Genomic DNA, 23,702 nt, shown 5'->3' on the forward strand with positions numbered 1-23,702 from the left:
GACTGGATTGTGAATGCCTTATTGGCGAACAAGTCCTTCGTAGCGCTGGGAGATCACGTAGGTCTGAACTTGCTTGGCGGTGTCGATCGCGACACCAACGAGGATCAGAAGTGAGGTGGCACCAAGCCCTTGGAAGGTTGTGACTCCCGTGGCCCTCTCAACGGCTGAGGGAATAATGGCCACAGCGCCAAGGAAAAGTCCGCCAAGAAGGGTCAATCTATTTTTAACCCCCTCCAGATAGGCAGCTGTTGCACTACCAGGCCTCACTCCTGGGATGGCAACTCCGCCTCGTTTGAGGTTGGTGGCAATGTCACTCGGATTGAGAGAGAGCGATGAATAGAAATAGGCGAATCCCAAAATCAGGGAGAAGAACACGAGCGCGTAAGGCCATGGATTGGCTGCGCCCGGATTTAAGGCGCTCGCCGCTCGAATCAGGATTGGATTATTGGTGACGTTCGCGATCGTGATCGGCAAAAAGATCAGCGCTGACGCGAAAATAATCGGCATCACGCCACCGGCATTGAGCTTGAGGGGGAGATAGCTCTGACGACTTGGGAGGAGCGCTGTCCCCCCTACCTGGCGCTTGGCACTGACGATGGGTAAGCGTCTAGCGCCTTCCTGAACAAAGATGATTCCAACAATGGTGATTAGGAAAACCAAGACGAGCACAATGATCCCGACAACATCTCCTCGGTCTCCTGTCTGAGCCTTCTCAATCGTTGACCCCAAGGCCTTCGGGAGGGTGGCGACGATATTCAAAAAGATCACAAGGGAGGCCCCCTGTCCGATGCCTCGTTCCGTGATCACTTCACTGAGCCACATCACGATCATCGAGCCTGTCACCAAGGCCAGCGCTGTTTGGACGACAAAGACGACGTCGCTTAATCCTTCAACGGCGTATTGGCGCAGGATCATCGCAAAAATGACGCTTTGCACCGTTCCCCAGCCCAGCGCCACATAGCGAGTGATTTGGGCGATTTTTCGCCGACCAGCCTCGCCTTCGTTTTTCTGTAGGTCCTCGAGTTGGGGGAGCGACGCTGTGAGCAGTTGGATGATGATCGAGGCGTTAATGAAAGGCAGGATGCCTAGGGCAAACACCCCAAGGGTGGAGATTCCGCCTCCAGTGAAAATGTCAAGGAAGCCAATGAGTGTTCCTCCCTGCTCAATAAATTGTTCAAAGGCAACGCGATCGATCCCAGGCATGGGGATGTAGATCCCCAGCCTGACAAGCATGAGCAACCCCAAGGTTGTGAGAACCCGGCCGCGCAGCTCAGGGTTCTGCACCAACTGGGTAATCACTTCAGTGGCGCTGGGGTTGCGTCCCCGACTGACAAGCATGGAGAAGGAAGAAAAGAATGGGGCTGATGCAGCAAAGCCGTCCCAGGACCGGAATCCAGTGGGACGGCTCAGACCTTAGATCTGCGCGGAGCAGATCGTATTGGCGAGATCAGTCGAGAACCTCGCAGGTCCCACCGGCGGCTTCGATTTTGGCGCGAGCAGAGGCCGTAAAGGCCGCTGCCTGAACGGTGAGCTTGGCTTTCAATTCACCGTTGCCAAGAATCTTGAGGGGACTCTTAGGGCTGGTGACAATGCCATCTTTGACGAGCGAGTCGAGATTGACGGTGCTGCCAGCCTTGATGTCGTTCAGAGCACTCACGTTCAGAACGGTGAATGACTTCGGATTGATCAGGGTGAAATGCTTGAGCTTCGGCACCCGGCGATAAAGCGGCATCTGGCCGCCTTCAAATCCAGGACGGGTGGGACGGCCTGAGCGGGACTTTTGTCCGCGCATACCGAAACCGCAACTAGCACCCTGACCGGCTGCAATACCACGGCCCTTACGCAATTTGCGCCGACGAGCACCTTTGTTGGGTTTGAGAGAGTCGAGTCTGAGAGTCATGGGGGAAATCAGGAGTAGATCTGCTCGAGGGAGATCCCCCGTTCCTTGGCTGTCTCCTTGTGGGTGCGGAGAAGTTGCAGGGCCACCATGGCAGCCCGAGCGTTATTAAGAGGGGTTTTGCTTCCTAGGCGTTTCGCCAAGACATTTTTAATGCCTGCGAGTTCGAGCACCGTGCGGATGGATCCACCGGCAATTACACCGGTACCAGGTGCGGCGGGACGAATGAGAACACTCGCTGCGCCGTCACGACCATTCGACAGGGTCGGGATCGAGTTGTGGCGGGTCAGAGGCACTTTCACCAAGTGCTTTTTGCCATCAGCAACTCCCTTGCGAACCGCACCGATGACATCGCCGGCCTTGCCGACACCAACGCCGACCTGACCGCGTTCGTTGCCGACAACAACGATGGCGCGAAAGCTCATCTTTTTGCCGCCCTTCACGGTTTTGGAGACCCTGCGGATCTGCACAACGCGCTCTTGCCATTCGGAATCACGTTCTTGGCCACGGCGACGGTCGCCGCGACCGCCGCGACGGTCACCGCGGCCGCCTCCGCCTCCGCGGCGCTGCTCCTGTTGTTGGCCTTGACCTTCAGCTGCTGCCGGAACGTCAGAAGCCGATGGCACGTCGTTGGAGGTGGTCTGGTTGTTGGGTTCGGTCGTCATAGTGAGAGCAGGATCAGAACTGAAGGCCCGCTTCCCGGGCGGCATCGGCAAGAGCTTTCACTCGGCCGTGGTACAGGTTGCCGCCTCGATCGAAGACAACTTGTTGGATGCCTTTGGCGATGGCACGTTTGGCCACTAAGTCGCCAACGGCACCGGAGGCATCACAGCTGCTGCCATCAGCTTTGAGGCTGGATCGCAGATCTTTGTCGAGCGTTGACGCAGAACACAGGGTGCTCTGCGCATCGTCGTCGATCAACTGAGCGTAGATGTGACTGTTGGAGCGAAACACGGCCAGTCTGGGACGATCGGCAGTGCCACTGAGATGGCGACGCAGACGCCTGTGGCGTTTCTGGGTCTGCTGTTTGCGGGAGAGGGTCGACATGGTGGGTAAAGCTGAAGGGTGTCTGGCAGGGAATTACTTCTTGCCCGACTTGCCTGCCTTACGCAGGATGCGCTCGCCCGCATATTTAATTCCTTTGCCTTTGTAAGGCTCGGGAGGACGGATGGCGCGGATCTTGGCGGCTTCATTGCCAACCAATTCCTTGTCGGTGCCTGAAACGGTGACGTTGGTGTTGCCTTCCACCGCGAAGGTGATGCCTTCAGGGGGCACCATTTCAACGGGGTGGCTGTAGCCAGCGCTCACCACAAGGGTTTTGCCTTTGACCTGGGCTCGGGAGCCCACGCCAACGATCTCCAGCTTTTTGGAGTAGCCCTGACTCACTCCGATCACCATGTTGGCGACGAGAGTTCTGCACAGACCGTGGCGTTCACGGGAACTGCGTTTTGTGCTGGTGGGTGCCACCACGATGGAGTTATCCACCTGGTTAACGCTCACACCAACAGGAAGGGTGCGTTTGAGCTCACCCTTGGGCCCCTTCACAGTGACGGCGAGGCCGTCGAGTGTGACATTCACCTTGTCGGGAATGGGGATTGGATTTTTACCAATACGTGACATGGTTCAGGTTCCGGGTCAATAGACGTAGCAGAGCACTTCGCCGCCCACGCCTTGCTTGCGGGCGTCGCGGTCGCTCATCACACCCTTGGAGGTGGAGATGATGGCTACCCCTAGTCCTCCGAGGACCTTGGGCAGGCCGCGCGTGTTTTTGTAAATGCGAAGGCCAGGCTTGCTGACCCGTTGCATGGAGCGAATGGTGGGTTGGCGGTGTTTGCCGCTGTACTTGAGCTCCAGCACCAATTCGGTGCGGACACCCTCGCCTTGCTCGCTGATTTCAGCGATAAATCCCTCTTGTTGCAGCACTTTGGCAATGCTGCGGGACATGCGAGAAGCTGGAACTTTTGTGGACTCGTGACGTTTTTCACTCGCATTGCGGATGCGAGTGAGCATGTCGGAAATTGGGTCGTGATTAGCCATAGTGGTTTCCGAGGGGGGCTCAGTTGCTGCGGAATGGCATTCCCATCTCGCGGAGGAGGGCCCGGCCCTCTTCATCCGTGCGGGCAGACGTCACGATTGTGATGTCCATGCCTCTGATGGCGTCGATCTTGTCGAAAGAGATCTCAGGGAAAATGATTTGCTCTCTAACTCCCACGGTGTAATTCCCACGGCCATCGAAGCTTTTCGGGCTAACGCCTCGAAAATCCCGAATGCGGGGCAGCGCCAAGTTGATGAAGCGTTCTAGAAACGCATACATGCGATCACCCCGGAGGGTGACAGCACATCCAATCGGCATTCCCTGGCGGATTTTGAAAGCTGCAATGGCTTTCTTGGCTCTGGTGATGACAACTTTTTGGCCTGTGATTTGGGCCAATTCGTTCACCGAAGCCTCGAGAGACTTTGCATTGGTGGCTGCTTCGCCGAGTCCGCGGTTAACGGTGACTTTCAGCACCTTGGGAACTTCATGAATGTTGGAGAGACTCAAATCTTTCAGCAATTTTGGCTGAATGGTCTCCCGATAGCGCTGTTTTAGTGACATGGCTGGGGGAAAGGACTTCTGGGCTTGGTCAGAAGAGCGATTGAGGTGATCAGTCGATCACTTCGCCTGTTTTCTTAAGGCGGCGCTTTTTGCTGCCGTCTTTTTCGGTAATCAGTTCAATGCGACTGGCAACCTTTTTGGTTGTGGAATAGAACATCACGTTGGAAGCATGCAGGGATGCTTCTTCAGTGACAATTCGTCCAGTTTCACCTTCCTGGGTTGGCTTGACGTGACGGGTTCTCATATTGAGTCCCTCCACGATCACCCGGTTTTCGTTTGGAAAAGTGCGCAGGACTTCTCCTGTTTTGCCTTTGTCTTTGCCGGCAATCACCTGAACGGTGTCACCTTTGCGAAGGCGCATCTTGATGCGCTCAGCTGGGGCTGATTTGGATGTTGCGGTAGCCATTTCAGATCACCTCCGGAGCGAGGGACACGATTTTGGTGAAACTGCGTTCACGCAATTCACGGGCGACAGGTCCAAAGACGCGAGTGCCTTTGGGATTTTTGTCGTCGTTGATGATCACGGCTGCGTTGTCATCAAAACGAATGGAGTTACCCGTATCGCGACGCATCGTGGCTTTGGTCCGAACCACAACGGCTTTGACGATGTCGGACTTTTTGACACCCATGTTGGGCATCGCATCCTTCACCGTGGCCACGATTACATCACCAACGTGTGCGTAGCGGCGATTGGTGCCGAGAACGCGAATGCATTGGATCCGTTTGGCGCCACTGTTATCAGCAACCGTGAGGAATGTTTCCTGCTGAATCATTTGGAGACCTCCTCAGCTTTAGGGCTTTGACTGAGGACTTCAGCAATGGCCCAGCGCTTGTGGCGGCTGAGTGGACGTGTCTCGGTAATTCGGACACGGTCACCGACGCGACAGGCGTTGTCTTCATCGTGGGCTTTGTAGCGGGTGGTGCGGCTGACCGTCTTTTGATAGATGGGGTGGGGGAAGCGGTTCTCCACCGCCACAACCACCGTTTTGTCCATCTTGTCGCTGACGACGGTGCCGACCCTTTCTTTGAGTGCCATGGAAGGTTCTCCTTAAGGATCAGGAAGCAGCGGAGCGCTTGCGCTCCGATTGCACCGTCAGCAACTGAGCCAGTTTGAGACGGCTCTCCTTGAAGCGGTGCGTGTTGCCCAGCTGGCGGGTGGCCTGCTGGAATCGGAGTTCGAACAATTCGCGGCGGAGGCCGTCAATTTGTTCGGTGACATCTGCGTCAGACAATTGGCGCAGATCTGTTGCTGTAGGACGTGCCATGGTCAGGACTCCACGGTTGAAGTAGCAGCAGCCTTGGTGCCGGCTGGCTGTTCCTGTTCATCGAGTGCGATGAACTTTGTTTTGATCGGGAGCTTGTATTGCGCTAGGCGCATGGCTTCCTTCGCAATCTCAGGGGTGATTTCTTCACCGCCCATCTCGAACAGAATCCTGCCGGGCTTGATCACCGCAACCCAGAATTCTGGGTTGCCCTTACCGGAACCCATACGGGTTTCAGCGGGGCGCATGGTGACGGGCTTGTCCGGAAAGATTCGAATCCAGATTTTTCCACCACGTTTGACGTAGCGGGTCATGGCACGTCGGCTGGCTTCGATTTGACGCGAAGTGATCCAGCCGCATTCTTGGGCTTGCAAGGCAAACTCACCAAAGGCAATGGTGTTACCTCTGGTGGCGACACCGCGCATGCGGCCTCGCTGTTGTTTGCGGAATTTGACTCTTTTGGGACTCAGCATGGTTTAGGCCTCCGGTTCAACCCTCGTTTGAGCGGTCTTCGAACTGTTGGGGCCTACGACCGGCCCGACGGCGGGGATTGGCTCCCACCGGGATCTGCTGTTGGGAGTCGTCGCTCAAAACTTCTCCCTTGAAGACCCAAACCTTGATGCCCAGAACGCCATAGGTCGTGCTGGCCACTTTGGTGGCGTAATCAATTTCGGCGCGAAGGGTGTGCAAGGGCACACGTCCTTCTCGCGTCCATTCAGTACGAGCGATTTCTGCGCCATTGAGACGGCCGCTGACTTGGATTTTTAGGCCAAGGACGCCGGCTCGTTGAGCGCGCTGAACGGCCATGCGGATGGTGCGGCGGAAGGCCACGCGTTTCTCGAGTTGCTGAGCGATGTACTCAGCGAGAAGGAATGCGTCAGCGTCCACGCGCTCGACTTCAACCACGTTGATTCGAACCTGACGGCTCGAGTCACCGACGGTTTTTTGAATGCCGCTGCGAAGATCTTCGATTCCGCTGCCTTGACGGCCAACCAGCACACCGGGGCGTGCAGTTTTGAGCTCAACCTCAAGTTGATCAGCCTTGCGGGCGATCAGCACATCGCTGATGCCAGCAGAGCCGTATTTCTTGTGGATGAATTTGCGAATTCGATCGTCCTCTTGCAGGAGGGCGGGATAATTTTTGCTGGATGCGTACCAGCGTGACCGGTGCTCCTGGGTGATCCCCAGGCGTAAGCCGGTTGGATGGATTTTGTGTCCCATTCAGACGGTGTGCTCGGGGGGTCAGGAGTCGGTCTGACCTGCCACAGCAATGCTGATGTGGCAGGTCTGTTTTTTGATCGCGTAGGCGCGACCTTGAGCGCGGGGCCGATACCGCTTCATGGATGGACCCATGTCAGCGGTGGCCTGGGAAATGATCAGGGTTGCTGGGTCAAGTCCGAGGTTGTGCTCAGCATTGGCTACAGCGGAACGAAGCACTTTCGTGATCGGACCGGTGGAGCGGTAGGGCATGAACTCGAGCATGATCAGCGCGTCGCGGTAAGTGCGACCACGGATTTGATCGAGAACACGGCGCACCTTGGATACGGAGCCGCGGATAAAGCGGCCGTGCGCTTGGGCAGTGGTTGCCGTTGGGGATGACGTTGTCATGGTCTCAGCGGCCTCCTTTCTTGTCTTTGATGTGGCCCTTAAAGGTGCGTGTGGGTGCGAATTCACCCAACTTGTGCCCCACCATTTGCTCAGTCACGAAGACTGGAACGTGGGTTCTGCCGTTGTGAACGGCGATGGTATGGCCGATCATCATCGGCAAAATTGTGGAGGCCCTGGACCACGTCTTGATCACTGACTTGTCGTCAGCGGCGTTTTGCTTTTCAACCTTGCGAAGAAGGCTGTCAGCAATAAATGGGCCTTTTTTGAGAGAACGTCCCATGGCGGATTAAGCGAACTGCAAAGCGGTGAGTGACATCAGGAATCGCGTCCGCCACGGCTCCGCTTGGACGTCTTGCGACGTTTCCGGAGGACGAACTTGTTGCTGGGCTTATTCCGCTTGCGGGTTTTTAGGCCCAAGGCGGGTTTGCCCCATGGAGTGACAGGTCCCGAGCGCCCGATAGGAGCACGGCCTTCACCACCACCATGAGGGTGATCGCAAGGGTTCATCACGCTGCCTCGGACCTGGGGACGACGCCCCAGCCAACGGCGGCGACCAGCCTTGCCCAAGCTGGTGTTGCGAATTTCGGCGTTGCCGACTTCGCCAAGAGTGGCGAAGCACTCACGCCTCACGAGGCGCACCTCGGTGGAGGGGAGCTTGAGGGCGACGTAATCACCCTCCTTGGCCATCACCTGAGCACTCGCACCTGCGGTACGAACCATCTGACCACCGCGACCGGCATAAAGCTCGACGCAATGAACACTGGAACCGAGTGGGACGGCTGAGAGCGGCATGGCATTGCCGATCTCGATCGGTGCATCCGTGCCTGAAACCACCGTTTGGCCGATGCTGATCCCAGCTGGGGCCAGGATGTAGCGCTTCTCGCCATCGGCGTAAAAGAGCAGGGCCAACCGCGCATTGCGGTGGGGGTCGTAGTGAATCGCGGCCACTTTGGCGGTAACACCATGCTTGTTGCGACGGAAGTCGACCAAGCGATAGAGGCGTTTGTGACCACCACCGCGATGGCGGCAGGTGATAACACCGCGATTGTTGCGTCCTTTGCGGCGGTGTTTGGAGACCACCAAGGAGCGTTCCGGCTTGCGGCCGGTGACTTCACTGAAGTCTGTGACCACCCGGGTTCTGGTACCGGGGGTGTAAGGGCGGAAAGTACGAATTGCCATGACGATTCAGCCCCCTCAGGACTCAGGGAAGAGTTGGATGGAGTTGCCCTCGGCCAGGCGCACCACGGCTTTCTTCACTTGAGCGCGCTTACCGGCAAAACGGCCGATACGACGACTCCTGCGAGGAGGATTCATGGTGCTAATGCCCGTGACCTTGACATCGAAGAGCTGCTCGATTGCAGCTTTGATGTCGGGCTTGGCGGCGCGATGGTCCACCTCAAACGTGTATTGGTTTTGTTCCAATGCACGGGTGGCCTTTTCAGTGATCAGCGGGCGGCGGATCACATCGGCCAGACGTCCGGTGAAGCGCTCAGTCATCGCCGTAGACCTCCTGAATCTTTGCGAGAGCGTCCTCGCCCACAACCAGTTTGTTGGCGTGGAGCAGATCGAAGACGTTGAGTTGGTCGGCTGCGATCAGCTTCACGGTCTCCAAGTTCCGAATGGAGCGTTGCACCGCTTCGGAAGGATTGGTGAGGATGATCAAAACCTTGCTCGTGGCAGAAACGTCAAGTCTCCCCAGAGCATCGATGATCTCTTTGGTCTTCGGAGTCGTCAGCGTGGTGGCGAAATCCTTCACCACCACAAGATCCTCAATACGCGCCATGAGGGCGGTACGAAGGGCTGAACGACGTTCCTTACGGTTCATCGCAAGGTTGTAGGACCGGGGCTTCGGTCCAAAAATGATGCCGCCACCTGGACGCAGTGGAGTGCGAACAGATCCCTGGCGTGCGCGGCCCGTACCTTTTTGTTTGTAGGGCTTGCGTCCACCACCTCTCACCTCTGATCGGGTCAGGGTGCTTGCGGTGCCTTGGCGGCTATGAGCCTGCTGACGCAGCACTGCGCGATGCATCAGGTCAAGGGCACTGGTTTCCTTGGCAACCTTCAAGTCAAGGCTTGCCTTGCCAGCTTCTTTCCCTTGCCAATCGCGAACGATGCAGTTAGCCATCACTTACCTCCTTTAGCGGGCTTGGCGCCCACCCGGTTTGCGGGACGGATGTTCAGCAATGAACCTGGTTTCCCGGGAACAGAACCTTTCACCACCAGAAGGTTGCGATCGCTGTCAATTTTCAGGATCGTCAAACCACGGGTGGTGATTTTTTTGCCGCCGTAGCGACCGGACATCCGCTTGCCTGGATAGATCCTGCCTGGCGTTGTGCCGGCACCGATCGAACCGGGTTGGCGATGATTTTTGGAGCCGTGCGTCATAGGACCACGACTGAAACCATGGCGCTTTTGCAGACCAGCAAAGCCACGACCCATGGTGTCGCCACTGACGTCTACTTTTTGACCAGCCGCGAAATCACCAACGGTGATGGCGCCACCCACCTGAATCCCGTCGAGATCGTCGACGCGGTATTCACAGAGGTGGCGAAGGAGATCTTCGCCGGATTTGGCGAGATGGCCTTTCGCAGGCTTATTGATCAGCTTTTCGCGAATGTCGCCAAAGCCAATCTGTACGGCTTGGTAGCCGTCAGTGTCTGAACTTTTGAGCTGGGTGATGCGGCAAGGACCCGCTTCGATCAATGTGACCGGAACGGCTTTTCCTTGCTCGTCGAAGAATTGGGACATGCCCAATTTCTTCCCAAGAATGCCGATAGACATGGAGGTAAGAACGCCAGCGTGAACAACCGCTTATTCACAAAGGAATGAAGAGGCCTAAAAGGGCGCTGATCGTATTAACGCAGTCATGACCGTCGTCCTCTCGCCAATGGCGAACAAGAAGGCGGATTGGAGCTAGCGAGCGAATCAGCTGGCTGAGACTTTCCGTGCAATGGTTTGCTCGGTGAGTTTCTCGGCAGTGCCACCAATGAATTGGTGAGGCTGCTCTGGCCTAGGGATCCGGCGCAAACGCCGAACCTGCTCTGCGATCTGGAGGCCCGGCTAGCGGACGGGCACAGTTCAACAGTGCAAACAAAGACACTACAGCATTGCGATCAAGTCACTAACTGGTGGCGTTTAACTGCCAGAATCCTGTTATTCGATCCAATTTCATGCCGCTGCTGCTGTCTGGTCGTGGTTTCCGCCGTGAGCTGGAGTCGGCAGGGTGCATGGCTGTGTTTGCGCCCCTCGAGGGTGGTGCTGAAACGCGTTTGTTGCGCCGATTGCGCGGAGCTGGGTATCGCACGCAGCTTTCCTCTGCCCGCGGTCTGGGCGATCCAGAGGTGTTTTTATTCCAAAAACATGGCATTCGTCCGCCCCACCTCGGGCATCAAAGCGTTGGCCGCGGTGCCGCTGTGGGGGAGGTTCAGGAGGTGATGCCACTCCTTGGTGAAGCGATGTTGGGCACGAAGCCGGTTGCGTTATGGCTGCTCGAAGGCCAAGTTCTATCGCGCTCAGAACTGTCAGCCCTGTGTGATCTATGTCGTCGAGAGCCTCGTTTGAAAGTGGTGGTTGAAATGGGAGGCGCGCGAAGCCTTCGTTGGCAACCCATGAATGAGCTTCTGAACAACTGAATTCCACCGTGACCACTGCTCTGCAGAGAGCGGATCCGGGTGAGCTCGCTCTGGCGAATGGATCCTGGGTCAAGTTGATCTGCGGCGCCAGTAACCAAGATTTGGCCACGATCGGAGATCTTTGCGCGCTCTTCGCTGTTGCAGGCGTTCACTGCGTGGACGTGGCTGCAGACGCTGCCGTTGTGTGTGCTGCTCGTGAGGGACTCGACTGGGCCTGGGAGCGCACCAGACGACGCCCCTGGTTGATGGTGAGTGTGAGTGACGGACATGATGCCCATTTCCGCAAGGCGGTTTTTGATCCAGACCTGTGCCCCCCAGATTGCTCACGGCCTTGTGAGCGCGTGTGTCCAGCCGATGCCATCCGGGCAGGTGTCGGCGTTGATGAACGGCTTTGCTACGGGTGCGGTCGCTGTTGGCCGGCATGCCCGCCCCAAATCATTCAATCCTTGGATCGTCGGGTGGGCCTGCATGACTTGGCTTCCCTTCTTCAATCCTTGCGTCCCGATGCTTTGGAAATACATACGGCGCCAGGGCGCATGCATGCTTTTGAGGCAACACTGGAACAGGTTCGTCTCGCGGATGTCCCCCTGAGGCGGCTGTCAGTGAGTTGTGGACTGGAAGGCCATCACGTCACGGTGGAGTCGCTTTCCAGAGAACTGTGGCAGCGCCATCAAGCCTTGCGTGCGCACCAACAACGCCCGCTTTGGCAGCTTGATGGTCGTCCCATGAGCGGTGATCTTGGGGTTGGGACGGCCCGTGCCGCCGTTGGTTTGTGGGAGCGGCTTCAGCCCTTGGCGCCGCCTGGTCCTTTGCAGTTGGCTGGTGGGACCAATACAGCAACGGTTGGATTGCTGCCATCCCAAGGGGGAGCGATGGGACCTGCTGGTGTTGCTTTTGGTGGGGTGGCGAGGGCGCTGGTGCAGCCCTTTTTTCAAGCGGCGCAAGACCGGGGATGTCGTTTGCGCGACTGGCCGGATGGCTGGGCTCAGTCTCTGCAAGCTGCTCGCCTGTTGATTGCTCCCTGGTTGCGGCGTAGCTGATCGCACTCCAACCTCCTGTTCCTCTTGCTATGACTGTTTTCGGTCCGACTGCTGGCCGGCTGAGCCATGACGACCGAGCGCATTACCGACGACTTAAACCGACTTGTTTCTTTGCTTCCAGCAGAGCTTCAAGCCTCGTTGGCTTCCCCGGAGTCCAGAGACCAACTGCTCGAGGTGGTTCTCGACCTTGGACGTGTTCCAGAAGCTCGATATTCAGGTGGGTCCACCCCCCTTGGAAGCAGCACCATTACGCGCGCCGATCTGCAGGCGATGGTGGAACGTCTCGGCCAGTTTGGCTCTGATAACAGGGCGGGCATTGAGCGAACCTTGCATCGGATCAGTGCCATCCGTAACCGCCGAGGGGAGGTGGTGGGTTTGACCTGCCGCGTTGGTCGCGCGGTGTTCGGGACGGTGGCGATGGTGCGCGATCTTCTCGATAGCGGTGAGTCCTTGCTTCTGATGGGCCGGCCCGGGGTCGGGAAGACAACGGCTTTGCGCGAGATCGCTCGCGTTCTCTCCGATGATCTGGGGAAGCGTGTTGTGGTGATCGACACCAGCAATGAAATAGCGGGGGATGGCGATATCCCCCACCCTGCGATTGGTCGAGCGCGGCGCATGCAGGTGGCACGCCCAGAGCTTCAGCATCACGTGATGATCGAGGCCGTGGAAAACCACATGCCTGAGGTGATCGTGATTGACGAAATCGGCACCGAGTTGGAAGCGCGTGCAGCCCGCACGATCGCGGAACGGGGGGTGACGTTGGTGGCGACAGCGCACGGCAATGCCCTGTCCAACCTGATTAAAAATCCAACCCTGTGCGATCTCATTGGTGGCATTGAATCCGTCACCCTGGGCGACGATGAGGCGCGTCGTCGTCGCAGTCAGAAAACGGTGCTTGAGCGGGCGGCGGAACCGACCTTCTCAATGGCCGTTGAGATACACAGTCGTAGTTGCTGGGCCGTGTATCGAGAGGTGGGACGAGCGGTTGATGCCTTGCTGCGCGGGCATGTTCCCAGCCCTGAAGAGCGGAAGATGGCTTCCGATGGACGCGTTCTGCGCGTTGACCCCCAGGTGTCTGCTTCGCCCTTGCGTCGCCCTTTCTTGGCGCCGGTCCCGCTTCCAGATCCTGTTGATCCAAACCCACTTCAACCCGTGGAGAAGGGGTCTGCACCGTCAGCGTTAAAGGAGCCTCAGGCGCCGTCAGCGCTGCTTCAGGTTCTCTGTTGTGGCCTGAGCGAGCAACGGCTTGATGAAGCGGTTCGCCGACATGACTGGGCTGTGCAAGCGGTGGATGATCTCGTGCAGGCCGATGTGGTGCTGAGCGTTCGCCAAGGACTTGGCCGTCAACCTGAGCTGCGTCGTCAAGCGAGAGACGCAGGCGTTCCCATCTTGGTGATCAAATCCGACACCCTCCCTCAAGTGGAGAGGGCCTTGGAGCGTTTGTTGATGCGCCGTGATCATGGAGTGAGCGATCGAGACTCTGCGGACTCTGGTGATCAGTCCGATGCCTCTGCTGCTCTTGAGGAGTGCCGTCTGGCCGTTGAGCAGGTGGTGGTTCCGCAAGGCCGTCCCGTGGAGCTGCTTCCCCGCAACGACGATGTGCGCCAAATGCAGGCAGAGCTCGTTACGCGCTACCGCCTTCGTAGCGATGTGTATGGCACCAGTGGTCAGCGGCGACTGAGAGTGTTTCCACCTTGAATCAGGGATTCGTTGTGAGAGGTGGATTGACGAAGGTCACTATGTTGTGGGTAACTATGTATGCACTAGCAGGGACCACCAGTTTGGTGGTGCTGAGCTGGGGTTAATGGGCCGTCGCCAAGCGGTAAGGCAGCGGGTTTTGGTCTCGCCATTCCTAGGTTCGAATCCTAGCGGCCCAGTTTTTCCGGATTCCCGGTGTCACTACAGCCTCTCCTCGTTTTCGATTTCGACGGGGTGATCCTCGACGGGATGGACGAATACTGGTCGAGTTCCCGAGCAGCTTGCCGATCCTTGCTCCAGGGGGCGCTCCTGCCGGAGCAAACACCGAACAGTTTCCGTCAGTTGCGTCCATGGGTTCACCACGGCTGGGAGATGGTCCTGATCGCTGCCTTGCTTCAAGAGTCCGATGGACCGTTGCAGCGTCTTGGTGTCGATGCTTTTGCCGCTGATTATGACCAGCAGCTCCAAGCCGGTCTCCATCGGTTTGGATGGAAGCCACCGCTGCTTCAAGACTCCCTGGAACGCGTTCGTCGTCAGGCCGTGTCTGCTGATCGTTCCGGCTGGGTGGCATTGCATCAGCCGTTTGAGGGGGTGCCGGAGCGTTTGTCGCGCTTGGAGGAGGAGGGGGTGGCTTGGTCAGTGCTCACCACAAAAGGGCGTGATTTCACGGCCGAGTTGCTTGATGCTTTCCAGCTTCGACCTGTACGCCTTGATGGCAGAGAGTCCGGGCCAAAGCCTGAGGTATTGGTGCGATTGCGCCGTGAATGGGCACTGAGGGGGTTTGTGGAAGATCGGCGGGTCACCCTTGAAGCGGTGTTGGAGACTCCAGGGCTAGAAGGGCTGCAGTGCTTTTTGGCCGATTGGGGATACCTGCGTCCGGCGGACCGAGAGGGGTTGCCGGAAGGGCTGGATTTGCTTTCGGCCAGCCAATTCGCAGCCCCCTTGGCGATCTGGCCCTGATTCGATAACGTACATGTGTACTAGATGAGACAAGTGGCGTTGGCCGGGGCACTGGATGATCTGTCCAGTGTTGAGTCGACTTCAGTTTGCGGGTCTCCCGCCGGCTGAATCGGCGACCTGCGGCACCTGTTTGCTCCTTAACTGTTCATTGCTATGCCAGCCGACGTGAAAGCCGCTCAGTCCTCCCAAGGAAATCCCCGTCCAGGGGAAAAGGACAAGGCCTTGGACCTTGTGCTCGGTCAAATCGAGCGAAATTTTGGGAAGGGTTCGATCATGCGTTTGGGAGATGCCTCCCGAATGCGGGTGGAAACCATCTCCACGGGGGCTCTCACTCTGGATCTAGCCCTTGGTGGTGGGTACCCCAAGGGGCGAGTGGTAGAGGTCTATGGGCCTGAAAGTTCAGGAAAAACCACGCTCACGCTTCATGCCATCGCTGAGGTGCAAAAGCGTGGAGGGGTGGCGGCCTTCGTCGATGCCGAGCACGCCCTTGATCCTGTCTATGCGGCTTCTCTCGGCGTTGACATCGAAAATCTGCTCGTCTCTCAGCCGGATACGGGTGAGATGGCGCTTGAGATCGTCGATCAGTTGGTTCGCTCTGCTGCGGTCGACATTGTGGTGGTCGACTCGGTTGCTGCGCTGACACCTCGCGCTGAGATTGAGGGGGAAATGGGGGATTTGGCGGTTGGAGCGCAAGCGCGCCTGATGAGCCAAGCCATGCGCAAGATCACTGGCAACATTGGCAAGTCAGGTTGCACCGTGATCTTCCTGAACCAGCTTCGCTTGAAGATCGGAGTGACCTACGGCAATCCCGAAACCACCACTGGCGGCAATGCACTGAAGTTTTACGCCTCGGTAAGACTCGATATTCGCCGGATTCAAACCCTGAAGCGTGGCACTGAGGAGTACGGCATTCGGGCGAAGGTCAAGGTGGCGAAAAACAAGGTGGCACCTCCGTTTCGCATTGCTGAGTTCGATATTTTGTTTGGGCGTGGGATCAGCACGCTCGGATGTGTTCTCGACTTGGCCGAGGAAACGGGTGTGGTGACGCGCAAAGGGGCCTGGTACAGCTACGAGGGCGACAACATTGGCCAAGGTCGTGACAACACCATCGGCTGGCTCGAGCAAAACCCTGATGCCAAGGAGGCCATCGAAGTGCTTGTGCGTCAGAAGTTGACCGAAGGATCGGAAGTGACGGCGAATTCGATGCGTCCTTTGGCTGCGGCGGCCCGGTCAGCTGCAGCCAAGCCGGCGGCGAAACCGGCTGACACGGATAAAAAGTCCGCTGTTGATGGGGCTGCTTAACGGCTGGCGGTTTCAGGAGTGCTGCCCGTGGTGGCGCGCTCCTGAATGGTGGTAGCGATGCGTTGAAGCTCCTGAATGGCTTCAGCGCCCTCAAATTTCACGAGTTCTCGTCCATTGCGGGATTCAACCCAGCTGATCCCGAAATCGGAGACAAGAAAACGCACGAGGTGTTGATCCCCGAGTTCGGCTACGAACGATGCGCCATGGCCGTCGTGGCCTTGGCCGTCATCGCAGCTGTAGCAGGTGGCGACGATCCCTTGCTTTTGAAGACTTGAAGCAAGGGCATGAAGGCTCATGACCAAGTCTTGAACGACGGTGCGGTACTGATCGGCAAGGCGTGAAAACATCACGGGTTCAGGAAACCTTTAGGAATTCTAAAGGTTTTGGCCGGGCTTTTGTTGAGCGCCTTCTGGTTGGGCGGCTTTCGGCTGAAGCGTTAGGGCATGTCTGCCAGCGTCCACCAGCCCGCCGCCGGTCCGATGAAGCGCACCACGATCCAAAACACCACCAGCCCTCCAATTCCGATCCAGGCTCCCCGGGTTGTGAGGGCAACAAATTGCTGGGATTGGCTGCGGTTTAACGGCAACCAAGCAACGATTCGCTCGCTGTCCTTGGGGTCAGATTTGCGTTGCTTGGGAGGTAGTCCCTGGCTGTTGCGACGTCGAGCTTCTCCCATCGAGGCAGGCTGATTGGCAGATATCAAGACTAGAGAGGGTGTCAGTCCGGCAACAGCCTCTGGAGGGGAGACCAGGGTTCGAGGGCGCGCAGGACCTGCTTGCCCCAGCTCCGTGCACGGACCCTCCCATCCAAAATGGCCAGCCGTCCGCCGCTCTGCCTTAAGGGCGCGATCGCTGGAACCAGCTTTGCTAGCGCTTCCGGCAGAAGTAAGTCACGGAACCAATCCCTCCCGAGCATTTTCAACGATTCCACCCGAGCAGCCGTGAGCGGATCTTCCAAGCTGGAGACAGGAAGCAGGGCAACGATGAGCTGATCCAAGGCCGGTAGCTGGTTCTGATGGTTCATCCACCACGACCAACTGCAGCAGATCACTCCATTGGCTTCCGGTGCTGTGCCTTGATGAATCACTCTGCTGCCAAATTCTCCAGCGAGCTCGCTGGTGAGTTTTTGCCTTAGCCCTGGATCGTCCAGGAGGACCAGGGTCAGTCCGCGACGCCCAAGAATCAAGCGCCGACATTGATCGAGCAGATGCTCCGCATAGATCGCCGTATTCGGTAACGGTTGCCGTCTGGGGGCGAACAACCGCAGCGGTTCCGTGTGCATTCGATCGTGGAGCTGGATGTCCACCACGGCCTCTGACTCTGGCGTCCGTTCAGCGGTATGCCTGGGCCGCTCCAGGGATACACCATCCGTTTGCAGAAGAATCGAAGGGTGTTGCTCCAGCAGAGAACGAAGCGTTTGCAGCGGTTCTAGGGGTTGAAGCGTCCAAGTCCATTGCAGCAGGTGGTGGTCGAGATGCGCCCAGCTGGCCCATTGCGAACTCTGGAGCGTTAACAACTCAGTCCAGGGCTCTGGCGCAGGCCCAAGCAAACCGATTAAGTCGCGCAGGCTCACCAATGCGCTGCTTGGCATGGGCAGCTCGCAACTGGATCGGCTGGAGGCGGCGAACAATTGGCGGCTGAGGCGCTCGTGTATGTCGAGGAGCGCAGGACCCGCTGTTGGGTAGGCCTGACGCAACCGATCCCAATCCTGGGTTGCGATGGTGAGCCCCATCGCTTGGCGCAGGTGGTGCGCCAACGATTCCGCTTCAGGAATGATCAACTGATGCGAAGGTTTGAAGCCGCCTTGGCGGTGAACGTTGACCAGTTCGGCCGGAGAGAGCAGCCAGAGTTGTGACCCGGGGGGAGCAGAGCTGCCTCTCCAACAGGCAAGCCTTAGGCCACCCTGGCGAAGACGGGGCAGTTCCACTTGAAGGAAGCGCTGCCGTTGGCGTTCATCGAGCACCAGCACACAGTCTTCGGAATGCAGGCAAAGAGGAACGAGCAACCCCAGCCACCAGCGATCCCGCTCACCCGCAGATAACCGGATGCGGGTGCGATCTTGTCTGCGCAAGCTGCGACCGATCAGACGGCTAAGCGTCAGATGGTGCTCCCATGGCATCTCCTCGAGATGGAGAAGTTGCTTGAGCTGCTGATGGGCTTGGACTTCCAGCATCCAAGGAGCCTAAGCAGTGCCCTGAATGGGTTTGGTTCATGCGGATCGATCGATCAACATGGGTGAATGAGCGAGATCGATCCGATGGATCAGGGGCAAGCGGTGCAGCCGTGGTCGATCCAGCGCGTCGGCGTGGTGGGGATGGGCTTGATCGGTGGTTCGATCGCCCTTGACCTCAGCCAACAAGGGGTTGAGGTGCAAGGCCTGGTTCACCGTGAAGTCACCGCTGAACGGGCCCGCAGCAGAGGGCTTGCCCCACTGGTGAGCACGGATCCCAGCTGTCTTCAAGATTGCGACCTGGTGATCCTGGCCCTCCCCTTGGCCTTGTTGCTGGCACCGGAAGAGAGCCTGCTGAAGGCCCTCCCAGAGCAGGCGGTGGTCACTGATGTGGGCTCTGTGAAGGCAGAGGTCCTAGCGGTTTGGCGCGATCTTCATCCGCGCTTTGTGGGGAGTCATCCCATGGCGGGAACGGCTCAAGCAGGGGTTGATTCTGGTTTTCCAGGACTTTTTTGTGGCCGTCCTTGGGTGTCAACACCTGAGTCTGCGACGGATCCAGAGGCGCTTGAGCTGATCCACCAGTTGGCCTTGCGGCTCGGTAGTCATTGGCTCACAGCTGATGCGGCCCGTCATGACCAAGCCGTGGCGCTGATCTCCCATCTACCCGTCATCGTGAGTGCTGCTTTATTGCGGGCGGTAGGAGAAGAACGGGATCCTGCTGTGCTGGATCTGGCGAGGACCTTGGCATCGAGCGGTTTTGCCGATACGAGCCGAGTGGGGGGTGGCAACCCGGCTTTAGGAACTGCCATGGCGGCGCACAACACGAAAGCGGTGCTTCGCTCCCTAGCGGCTTATCGCTGGAGTTTGGAGCAGCTGGAAGAAGCGATCCTTGAGGGGCATTGGGCTCAGCTCGAGAAAGAGCTGGAAAAAACGCAGTCGCTACGACCGCAGTTCCTTTCGGAGTAGCGGAGGGTTTTAACTGTTGAGCTCAAGGGTTTGGCCGCGTTGAGCGAGCAATTGTCTGCAAGCCATGAAGGCAGACAGGGTGACCCCTGCTGTTCCCTCACCTGGATGAATGGAATCTCCACAGAGCCAGAGCCCAGGCATTGGCGTGCGGCTCGCCAGGCCAAAAGGTCCGAAACGGCTGGGGGATTGCCCCAAACCGCCGACGATGCCGTTGGGCCGACCGGTCCAGCGCAGAAAGCCTCTCGGTGTAGCCAGCTCCTGATGACGCCAGGTGTGATCTGACAAGCCCAAGGCGGCTTCCACCTCGTTGCGGATCTTGGTTTGACAGGCCTTTTTTTTGCTTTGGTACTCCGTTTCTGAACCCGAGAACCAACCCTTAGGGGTTGTAAACACGCTGGCAATCACGGTGGCTTGCCCTTTCGGCGCTCGGCCATCTCCCTCTCTGCTGATCGAGATAAACACTGAGCCAGGATCGCTTGCATCCCGTTGGTAATGGCCTGGACAGTCGTTTGGCAGGTAGGCCCTGTCGATGGCGCCATAAAACACCAGTGCCCCACTGGGGGCCTCGAGCTCGGTGAGGTGTTGGCGATAGGGCGCTGGCATCGGCCTCTGGTCAGCGCTGTGTTCAGGAGCGATCAGCTCAGGGAGGCATTGAGGCGGGAGGGTGCTGATGACGTCGCCAGCGTGAAAGATCTGCTCTTTCCGGCCTGGTCCTTCAACGCGAAGTTGCCAGCCTGACCCATCTGAGTTTTGCTGCAGTTGCTGGACGCGGTGACGCAGAAGCATGGTCCCTCCATCGCGCTTCAACCCAGATGCCAGCAGTTCACTGAGCACTTGCATGGATCCGTGAAGGTGCCATAGGCCCAGAGGGGCTTGGGTCATTTGCAACACCGTCGCTCCGTAAAGCGCTGCGGTCTGATCGGCGGGCTGTTGGGAGTAAAGCCGGAGTTGTAGATCGAGAAAGCGCCGCAGGCGTTGATCACTGCCGCAGCCAGACAGCGTTAGAAGGTCTTTGACTGTGCAGAGACTCAGAGGGGCGCTGAGCAGATTGCCTGGATTGATCGCTGCCAGTGTTTGCTTGAAATCCCAGCCATTGCGAATCGGTAAGACCGGGTCGGAAGCTGCAAAGAGCCAATTGCTTTGGTGAAGAAAGCTGCAGAGCTGCCAGAACCTTTCGCTGCCTGGAAATTGTTGTTGCCGTTCCTGCTTCCAGCGCAGGGGGTCGTGCCAAAGGTGCACGGGGGGGGATCCATCGGCCAGGTCGATGACGCAGCCAGGATCTAGTAGTTCCGCCTCTGGTAAGGGCAGATCCAGATGTTGAAAGATGCGGGCGTGGCTGCCACCAGGTTCGAGCCCTGCCACTTGGGTGGCACCAACATCAAAGGTGTACGCCCCTCGACGGAAGGTGCCTGCACAGCCCCCCGGCTGATAATGCGCTTCTAAAAGGGTGACCGAAACACCGTCGCGTGCCAGCAGGGCCGCTGCCGTGAGTCCAGCGATGCCACCGCCGACCACGATCACGTCGTCGCGTTTTTGCATCAAGCCATGCTGACAGTTGCGTTAGGGGGATCGTGAATGCGAAGGCAACTGCTGGAGGCGTTGCAAAACGATTGTGGTCAGCTCCAGGGCTGTGAGTGCAAGACCCTGGAGCCTGCTGGCAGTGCCTCCACCTGGCGTGCTGACTTATCGGATGGGCGATCCCTCTTCCTGAAGCTGGCTTCACCAGCCATGCTCCACGTGGAAGCCCGGGGGCTCCGCTCCCTCAACCATTGGGCTGACCCTGAGCTGCTGTTGATCCCTGATCCGCTTGGAGTGGTCCCGGTGGGAGAGCGAGCGGCGTTGATTTTGCCCTGGCTTGAGTCCGGGCGAGGGGATCAATATCAGCTAGGGCGAGGGTTAGCCCTCCTTCATCGAGCGTCTGCTGACGCTGGGTTGGATCGATTTGGTTGGGATGAAGAGGGCTTTATTGGCTTGGGGCCGCAACCAGCTGGTTGGTTGCCGTCTTGGGGTGATGCGTTTGTGAGCTTGCGACTGATCCCCCAGCTTCAGTTGGCATCCAACTGGGGATTGGCTCTGGATCCACTCGAACCGTTGCTTGCAGCCACAAGGGTTTGGTTGGATCAACATCAGCCCGAGCCCTGCCTCGTGCATGGCGATCTGTGGGGAGGAAACGCGTCAGTGCTCGTCGATGGACGGGGAGCCTTGATCGACCCGGCCTGTTGGTGGGCTGATCGGGAGGTGGATCTAGCGATGACTCATCTGTTTGGTGGATTCAGTGCCCGCTTTTACGAGGGCTATCAACAGGAATGGCCGCTAGATCCCAACCATGACGATCGGATCGTCGTTTACAACCTCTATCACCTGTTGAATCACGCCAATCTGTTTGGAGGTGGCTACCAAAAAAAATGCCTCACAGCAATCGATGCCATGAGGTCAATGTTGTTGTGATTGAGAGAGGAAATCCGCCCCGTTTTAGCCGAGGTATTCGCTACGTAGGGTCTGAACGCGATTCACCAAAGCGGTGCGCTTTTCACTGGTGGTGAGATTTTTCCAGCTCCATTGGCCCACCACCACAACGCCGAGAAGCTCGAGGAGCCCTGGGACGACAGGAAGAAGATTGATGGTGTCGAGAATGCCCTTAATCAGAATTTGGGCAACGATGACAGCTGCAAAAATTCCAACCACTTTGCCGATACGACCGGCTTGGCTCCAATCCACCTTGTCTAAGGTCTCGTTGACTTTTCCGAGAATTTCGCTGTAGCGCTCAGAAAAGTTGGCGGTTTCAGTGTTGGTGGATGATTCGCTGGTGTTAGCGGTCCAAGTTGACTCACTCGCCGGGGTGGTGGACTCCTCGCTCATGGAACTAATGCTTAGTGCAGATTTTGGCTGAGATTATCGGTCTTTTTTCACAAGCGCCATCCCAGTTGATCATTGGTGCTGAATGCCTAATGGTTCTCCGTCACGATCTTCTGGCTCCCGCACCTGCAGAAGGCTGTGCTCTGTTGCTCGGAGAGGAGCATGGCTTGGCGGATTCAGCGGCGGACGATTGGTGCGTGCAGTTGATCTGGCCTTGCCGAAACATGGTGGGTCGTCAAGAAAAAGATCGTTTTGAGCTCGACCCCCGTGAGCAAATTGCCGCGCAACGTTGGGCGCGATCGCGCTCATTAAAAGTGCTTGGGAGTGCCCATTCCCATCCGGGAGCTTCGGTGGTGCCTAGTCGAAGAGATCGTCTTTGGGCTGGGAGCTCAGGATTGATGCTGATCATGGGAAACAACCATGCCCTTGCGGCTTGGTGGCTGGAGGTCGAGGCTCCCCATTGCGCTCTCGCCGACGTTCATCCTCTGCCGATTCGGGTCATGGGGGAGACTCCTCTGACGTCCCTTCCAGGAGATCCTGGGATTCGCCATGACTGAAGCGGGGGGTTCTCCTCAGCTAAGTGGAGAGGAGAAGACCAGATATGCCCGCCATATCACCCTCCCCGAAGTGGGCGTTGCAGGACAGCAACGCTTAAAAGCAGGCTCGGTGTTGTGCATTGGTGCTGGTGGCCTGGGTTCGCCGCTCCTGCTTTATTTGGCGGCGGCAGGGGTGGGTCGCATCGGGGTTGTGGATGATGACCTTGTTGAGCCCTCCAACCTGCAACGTCAGGTGATCCATGGCACGGGAACGGTGGGCCAGGCCAAAACGTCATCAGCGCGATCTCGAATAAAAGATCTCAATCCCTTTTGTCGAGTGGAAGAGCATGGCGTCCGCTTGTCGGCGAGCAATGCGCTGGAGCTGGTTTCTGCGTACGACGTGGTGGTGGACGGAACAGATAATTTCGCCAGTCGCTATTTGATTAATGACGCCTGCGTCTTAACCAAGCGACCGTTCGTTTATGGCTCGGTCCAGCGCTTTGAAGGGCAAGTGAGTGTGTTCAATCTTGGGAGTGAATCACCGGATTATCGAGACCTGGTGCCGGAGCCGCCGCCGCAAGGGCTCGTCCCCTCTTGCGCTGATGGCGGAGTGATGGGTGTGATGCCTGGCTTGATTGGCCTGATTCAGGCGGCTGAGGTCATCAAGCTGATCACCGGAATTGGGACCCCCCTTGATGGTCGGTTGCTCTTAGTGGATGGCTTGTCGATGCGGTTTCGCGAGCTCACCTTGCGAAGAAGGCCAAGTCGCGCCCCCATCGAAAAGCTGATTGACTACCAAGCGTTCTGCACGGCCGGAGGTTCGATCTCCGGGGAGACATCGAATCTGATGAAAAGCATTTCTGTGGTTGAGCTCAAAGCCCTGTTGGATCAGAACCAAGACTTGGCGTTGATCGATGTGCGTAATCCAGCAGAAGTTGAGGTTGCTGTAATCGCTGGCTCTGAATTGATCCCGTTGTCCACGCTTGAGAGTGAGGAGGTGATCGAACGCATCCAGGCCATCGCGGCGAGCCGAACGGTTTATGTGCACTGCAAATTAGGAGGACGTTCGGCTAAGGCGGTAGAGCTTCTTACCAGCCACGGCATCGATGCGGTCAACGTGGAAGGCGGGATTGATGCCTGGTCAGAGCAGATTGACCCTTCCGTTCCGCGCTATTGAGCG

Annotated in this window: 33 protein-coding genes and 1 tRNA gene; 10 read left to right on the forward strand and 24 right to left on the reverse strand. The window is 57.8% G+C overall.

Annotated features, from left to right (window positions below; all coding sequences use genetic code 11):
- Positions 1-18 precede the first annotated feature (18 nt).
- From secY to rplC, 19 genes are all read right to left on the reverse strand, one after another.
- Positions 19-1,338 carry a preprotein translocase subunit SecY gene (secY, locus tag DXY38_RS04835; RefSeq protein WP_115070689.1) on the reverse strand — a complete coding sequence of 440 codons (1,320 nt, stop codon included), beginning with the start codon at positions 1,336-1,338 and terminating at the stop codon, positions 19-21.
- Positions 1,339-1,447: 109 nt separating this feature from the next.
- Positions 1,448-1,900: a 50S ribosomal protein L15 gene (gene rplO, locus DXY38_RS04840; protein ID WP_006854811.1), complete on the reverse strand. Its 453-nt coding sequence runs from the start codon at positions 1,898-1,900 to the stop codon at positions 1,448-1,450.
- Positions 1,901-1,908: 8 nt separating this feature from the next.
- Positions 1,909-2,562: a 30S ribosomal protein S5 gene (gene rpsE, locus DXY38_RS04845; RefSeq protein WP_038014840.1), complete on the reverse strand. Its 654-nt coding sequence runs from the start codon at positions 2,560-2,562 to the stop codon at positions 1,909-1,911.
- A gap of 13 nt (positions 2,563-2,575) precedes the next feature.
- On the reverse strand, positions 2,576-2,944 hold the full coding sequence (rplR, locus tag DXY38_RS04850) for a 50S ribosomal protein L18 (RefSeq protein WP_006854813.1): 369 nt from the start codon (positions 2,942-2,944) through the stop codon (positions 2,576-2,578).
- A gap of 33 nt (positions 2,945-2,977) precedes the next feature.
- Entirely contained in the window at positions 2,978-3,517 is a 540-nt protein-coding gene (rplF, locus tag DXY38_RS04855) for a 50S ribosomal protein L6 (RefSeq protein ID WP_006854814.1), read from the reverse strand.
- Positions 3,518-3,532: 15 nt separating this feature from the next.
- Positions 3,533-3,934, reverse strand: coding sequence for a 30S ribosomal protein S8 (gene rpsH / locus DXY38_RS04860; protein WP_006854815.1), 402 nt, complete (start codon positions 3,932-3,934; stop codon positions 3,533-3,535).
- Positions 3,935-3,953: 19 nt separating this feature from the next.
- Positions 3,954-4,493 (reverse strand): 50S ribosomal protein L5, encoded by a 540-nt coding sequence (rplE, locus tag DXY38_RS04865; RefSeq protein WP_006854816.1) that lies wholly within the window; start codon positions 4,491-4,493, stop codon positions 3,954-3,956.
- 49 nt (positions 4,494-4,542) lie between these two features.
- On the reverse strand, positions 4,543-4,899 hold the full coding sequence (rplX, locus tag DXY38_RS04870; RefSeq protein ID WP_115070690.1) for a 50S ribosomal protein L24: 357 nt from the start codon (positions 4,897-4,899) through the stop codon (positions 4,543-4,545).
- A gap of 1 nt (position 4,900) precedes the next feature.
- Positions 4,901-5,266: a 50S ribosomal protein L14 gene (gene rplN, locus DXY38_RS04875; protein ID WP_006854818.1), complete on the reverse strand. Its 366-nt coding sequence runs from the start codon at positions 5,264-5,266 to the stop codon at positions 4,901-4,903.
- Complete coding sequence (rpsQ, locus tag DXY38_RS04880) at positions 5,263-5,529, reverse strand: 30S ribosomal protein S17 (protein WP_006854819.1); 267 nt, start codon at positions 5,527-5,529, stop codon at positions 5,263-5,265. Before rpsQ ends, rplN begins: the two co-directional genes overlap by 4 nt.
- 19 nt (positions 5,530-5,548) lie before the next feature.
- Positions 5,549-5,758 carry a 50S ribosomal protein L29 gene (rpmC, locus tag DXY38_RS04885; protein ID WP_006854820.1) on the reverse strand — a complete coding sequence of 70 codons (210 nt, stop codon included), beginning with the start codon at positions 5,756-5,758 and terminating at the stop codon, positions 5,549-5,551.
- Positions 5,759-5,760: 2 nt separating this feature from the next.
- Entirely contained in the window at positions 5,761-6,228 is a 468-nt protein-coding gene (gene rplP, locus DXY38_RS04890; protein ID WP_006854821.1) for a 50S ribosomal protein L16, read from the reverse strand.
- Between the two features lie 16 nt (positions 6,229-6,244).
- Positions 6,245-6,976 (reverse strand): 30S ribosomal protein S3, encoded by a 732-nt coding sequence (gene rpsC, locus DXY38_RS04895; protein WP_006854822.1) that lies wholly within the window; start codon positions 6,974-6,976, stop codon positions 6,245-6,247.
- Positions 6,977-6,997: 21 nt separating this feature from the next.
- On the reverse strand, positions 6,998-7,363 hold the full coding sequence (gene rplV, locus DXY38_RS04900; RefSeq protein ID WP_115070691.1) for a 50S ribosomal protein L22: 366 nt from the start codon (positions 7,361-7,363) through the stop codon (positions 6,998-7,000).
- Positions 7,364-7,367: 4 nt separating this feature from the next.
- Positions 7,368-7,643 carry a 30S ribosomal protein S19 gene (gene rpsS, locus DXY38_RS04905; protein ID WP_006854824.1) on the reverse strand — a complete coding sequence of 92 codons (276 nt, stop codon included), beginning with the start codon at positions 7,641-7,643 and terminating at the stop codon, positions 7,368-7,370.
- A gap of 35 nt (positions 7,644-7,678) precedes the next feature.
- Entirely contained in the window at positions 7,679-8,542 is an 864-nt protein-coding gene (rplB, locus tag DXY38_RS04910) for a 50S ribosomal protein L2 (RefSeq protein WP_006854825.1), read from the reverse strand.
- 15 nt (positions 8,543-8,557) lie between these two features.
- On the reverse strand, positions 8,558-8,860 hold the full coding sequence (locus DXY38_RS04915) for a 50S ribosomal protein L23 (protein WP_006854826.1): 303 nt from the start codon (positions 8,858-8,860) through the stop codon (positions 8,558-8,560).
- Complete coding sequence (gene rplD / locus DXY38_RS04920; protein WP_115070692.1) at positions 8,853-9,488, reverse strand: 50S ribosomal protein L4; 636 nt, start codon at positions 9,486-9,488, stop codon at positions 8,853-8,855. The genes DXY38_RS04915 and rplD overlap by 8 nt, the downstream gene beginning before the upstream one ends.
- Positions 9,488-10,144: a 50S ribosomal protein L3 gene (rplC, locus tag DXY38_RS04925; protein ID WP_115070693.1), complete on the reverse strand. Its 657-nt coding sequence runs from the start codon at positions 10,142-10,144 to the stop codon at positions 9,488-9,490. Before rplC ends, rplD begins: the two co-directional genes overlap by 1 nt.
- Before the next feature lie 389 nt (positions 10,145-10,533).
- Here rplC and DXY38_RS04930 point away from each other — a divergent pair, with 389 nt between their 5' ends.
- The 6 genes from DXY38_RS04930 (at position 10,534) to recA (ending at position 15,995) form a co-directional block, all read left to right on the forward strand.
- Positions 10,534-10,995: an NAD(P)H-quinone oxidoreductase subunit N gene (locus DXY38_RS04930; RefSeq protein ID WP_006854829.1), complete on the forward strand. Its 462-nt coding sequence runs from the start codon at positions 10,534-10,536 to the stop codon at positions 10,993-10,995.
- A gap of 8 nt (positions 10,996-11,003) precedes the next feature.
- Positions 11,004-12,035, forward strand: coding sequence for an LdpA C-terminal domain-containing domain (locus DXY38_RS04935; RefSeq protein ID WP_115070694.1), 1,032 nt, complete (start codon positions 11,004-11,006; stop codon positions 12,033-12,035).
- 66 nt (positions 12,036-12,101) lie between these two features.
- On the forward strand, positions 12,102-13,733 hold the full coding sequence (locus DXY38_RS04940; protein ID WP_115070695.1) for an AAA family ATPase: 1,632 nt from the start codon (positions 12,102-12,104) through the stop codon (positions 13,731-13,733).
- Positions 13,734-13,840: 107 nt separating this feature from the next.
- Positions 13,841-13,912 (forward strand) — tRNA-Gln (locus DXY38_RS04945).
- Between the two features lie 16 nt (positions 13,913-13,928).
- A complete protein-coding gene (locus DXY38_RS04950) occupies positions 13,929-14,693 on the forward strand; it encodes an HAD family hydrolase (protein WP_115070696.1) in 765 nt (254 codons plus the stop codon).
- Between the two features lie 153 nt (positions 14,694-14,846).
- Complete coding sequence (gene recA / locus DXY38_RS04955) at positions 14,847-15,995, forward strand: recombinase RecA (protein ID WP_006854833.1); 1,149 nt, start codon at positions 14,847-14,849, stop codon at positions 15,993-15,995.
- Here recA and DXY38_RS04960 read toward each other — a convergent pair.
- The 3 genes from DXY38_RS04960 to DXY38_RS04970 form a co-directional block, all read right to left on the reverse strand.
- Positions 15,992-16,342, reverse strand: coding sequence for a DUF1815 family protein (locus tag DXY38_RS04960; RefSeq protein ID WP_115070697.1), 351 nt, complete (start codon positions 16,340-16,342; stop codon positions 15,992-15,994). The genes recA and DXY38_RS04960 overlap by 4 nt on opposite strands.
- Positions 16,343-16,431: 89 nt before the next feature.
- Positions 16,432-16,671: a DUF2839 domain-containing protein gene (locus DXY38_RS04965; protein WP_115070698.1), complete on the reverse strand. Its 240-nt coding sequence runs from the start codon at positions 16,669-16,671 to the stop codon at positions 16,432-16,434.
- Between the two features lie 41 nt (positions 16,672-16,712).
- On the reverse strand, positions 16,713-18,167 hold the full coding sequence (locus DXY38_RS04970) for a helicase (RefSeq protein WP_115070699.1): 1,455 nt from the start codon (positions 18,165-18,167) through the stop codon (positions 16,713-16,715).
- Positions 18,168-18,233: 66 nt separating this feature from the next.
- On the opposite strand from DXY38_RS04970, the gene DXY38_RS04975 reads away from it, so the two are divergent.
- Entirely contained in the window at positions 18,234-19,130 is an 897-nt protein-coding gene (locus DXY38_RS04975; RefSeq protein ID WP_371410989.1) for a prephenate/arogenate dehydrogenase, read from the forward strand.
- 9 nt (positions 19,131-19,139) lie between these two features.
- On the opposite strand, the gene crtD is transcribed toward DXY38_RS04975, so the two are convergent.
- Positions 19,140-20,669 (reverse strand): C-3',4' desaturase CrtD, encoded by a 1,530-nt coding sequence (gene crtD, locus DXY38_RS04980; protein WP_115070700.1) that lies wholly within the window; start codon positions 20,667-20,669, stop codon positions 19,140-19,142.
- Between the two features lie 36 nt (positions 20,670-20,705).
- Here crtD and DXY38_RS04985 point away from each other — a divergent pair, with 36 nt between their 5' ends.
- Complete coding sequence (locus DXY38_RS04985; RefSeq protein WP_115070701.1) at positions 20,706-21,578, forward strand: fructosamine kinase family protein; 873 nt, start codon at positions 20,706-20,708, stop codon at positions 21,576-21,578.
- A gap of 24 nt (positions 21,579-21,602) precedes the next feature.
- On the opposite strand, the gene DXY38_RS04990 is transcribed toward DXY38_RS04985, so the two are convergent.
- A complete protein-coding gene (locus DXY38_RS04990; RefSeq protein ID WP_006854840.1) occupies positions 21,603-21,989 on the reverse strand; it encodes a CAAD domain-containing protein in 387 nt (128 codons plus the stop codon).
- Positions 21,990-22,078: 89 nt separating this feature from the next.
- On the opposite strand from DXY38_RS04990, the gene DXY38_RS04995 reads away from it, so the two are divergent.
- Positions 22,079-22,543, forward strand: coding sequence for a M67 family metallopeptidase (locus tag DXY38_RS04995; protein ID WP_244279014.1), 465 nt, complete (start codon positions 22,079-22,081; stop codon positions 22,541-22,543).
- Complete coding sequence (gene moeB / locus DXY38_RS05000) at positions 22,536-23,699, forward strand: molybdopterin-synthase adenylyltransferase MoeB (protein ID WP_115070703.1); 1,164 nt, start codon at positions 22,536-22,538, stop codon at positions 23,697-23,699. The genes DXY38_RS04995 and moeB overlap by 8 nt, the downstream gene beginning before the upstream one ends.
- Positions 23,700-23,702: the final 3 nt, after the last annotated feature.

Source organism: Synechococcus sp. UW179B (assembly GCF_900474245.1).
GTDB lineage: Bacteria > Cyanobacteriota > Cyanobacteriia > PCC-6307 > Cyanobiaceae > Synechococcus_C.